This window comes from Sandarakinorhabdus oryzae (assembly GCF_009733735.1).
Taxonomy (GTDB): Bacteria; Pseudomonadota; Alphaproteobacteria; order Sphingomonadales; family Sphingomonadaceae; genus Sandarakinorhabdus; species Sandarakinorhabdus oryzae.
This window is the reverse complement of sequence record NZ_WNJP01000318.1, coordinates 1-1402: the sequence shown is the minus strand read 5'-3', so window position 1 is coordinate 1402 and position 1402 is coordinate 1. Positions and strand designations below refer to the sequence as shown.

At 71.6% G+C, this 1402-nt stretch carries 2 protein-coding genes; one reads left to right on the top strand and one right to left on the bottom strand.

Annotated elements, in window-relative coordinates:
- Nucleotides 1-1044, top strand: a 1044-nt coding sequence (locus tag GJ693_RS15985; RefSeq protein WP_156257213.1) for a M28 family peptidase, incomplete at its 5' end; no start/stop codon positions are given.
- On the opposite strand, the gene GJ693_RS17220 is transcribed toward GJ693_RS15985, so the two are convergent.
- Nucleotides 1045-1402, bottom strand: a 358-nt coding sequence (locus GJ693_RS17220; protein ID WP_197042293.1) for a hypothetical protein, incomplete at its 5' end; no start/stop codon positions are given.

The following is a 1402-nucleotide window of genomic DNA, read 5'->3' as shown; positions in this document are numbered from 1 at the left end:
GCGCTCGGCGCGTCGGGCGCGACGCCGGCGGGCGGCATCACCGCGCCGGTCAGTTGCTTCGCCAGCCTCGCCGCCTTCCGCGCCGCCACGGAAAGCCAGCTGAAGGGCCGCATCGTCTTCATCGATCACCGCATGGGCGTGACCCAGGATGGCAGCAGCTATGGCGTCAACGGCGCCGTGCGCCGCGCCGCGCCGGCGCTGGCGGCACAGAAAGGTGCCGCCGCTGTGCTGATCCGCAGCCTGGGCACGGACCATCACCGCAATCCGCACACCGGCGGCACCGTGTTCCCGGCGGGCATCACGCCCATCCCGGCGCTGGCGCTGGCCCTGCCCGATGCCGAACTGCTGGCGCGCCGCTGCGCTGCCGGCCCCGTGCAGATCCAGCTGGTCTCCACCCCGACCAGCCGACCCGGCCAATCCGCAAATGTGATCGCCGAAATCCCCGGCACGGTTCAGCAAGAAGTGGTCGTGCTGGGCGGCCATCTCGACAGCTGGGATCTGGGCCAGGGCGTGTTCGACGATGGCGCCGGCGTCGCCATCACGCTGGCTGCTGCGGCCGCCATCAAGGATCATGTGGCGCGCACAGGCCAACAGCCGCGCCGCACCATCCGCGTCGTGCTCTGGGGCGCGGAAGAATTCGGCCTGATCGGCGGGCGCGCCTATGCCGCAGCCCACGCCGGCGAGAATATCGTGCTGGCCGGCGAGAGCGATGCCGGGGCGGACCGGATCTACCAGGTCGATTCCAGGGTGGACGATGGCGGCCTGCCGCTGTTCGGCGAGATCGCCAATGTGCTGGCGCCGCTGGGCATCGACGCGGCCCCAACCAACAAGGCCGGCGGCGGGCCGGACGTGGGGCCCCTGGCTGCCACCGGGGTGGGCGTCCTCGATCTGGGGCAGGACATGACGCGCTATTTCAACGTGCACCACACGCCTGACGACACGCTCGACAAGGTGGACCGCGCCCAGCTCGATCAGAATGTGGCGGCGTGGACAGCGGCAATCTGGCTGGCAGCAACCGACGACCGGCCACTCAGGACGCGCTGATCAGCGCGGGAAGCCGCTCGCGCCCAGCTGGGTGGGGCAGAAGGTCGTGACCGGGATGCGGGCCAGCGTGCTGGCGCCATCCTTGATGCGCACGCGCAGCAGCAGCTCGTCCGGCGCGTCGGCGGTGATGCTCAGCCGCACCAGCCGGCACTGGTGGGCATAACAGCCCTGTGCCGTCGGGCGCTCGGCCGCGGCGAGGCCCTTGCTGTCGTCGTCCAGGCTTTCCAGCTTCACGCCGGGGCTTTCCATCACCACGTCGGCCTCGGCCAGGCCCAGGTTGGCGCCCTCCAGCCGCACGATGGCGCTCAGCGCGCCGCCGGGGCAGCTGCGCGTTGGCCGCCATTGCGGCGGCACCGGC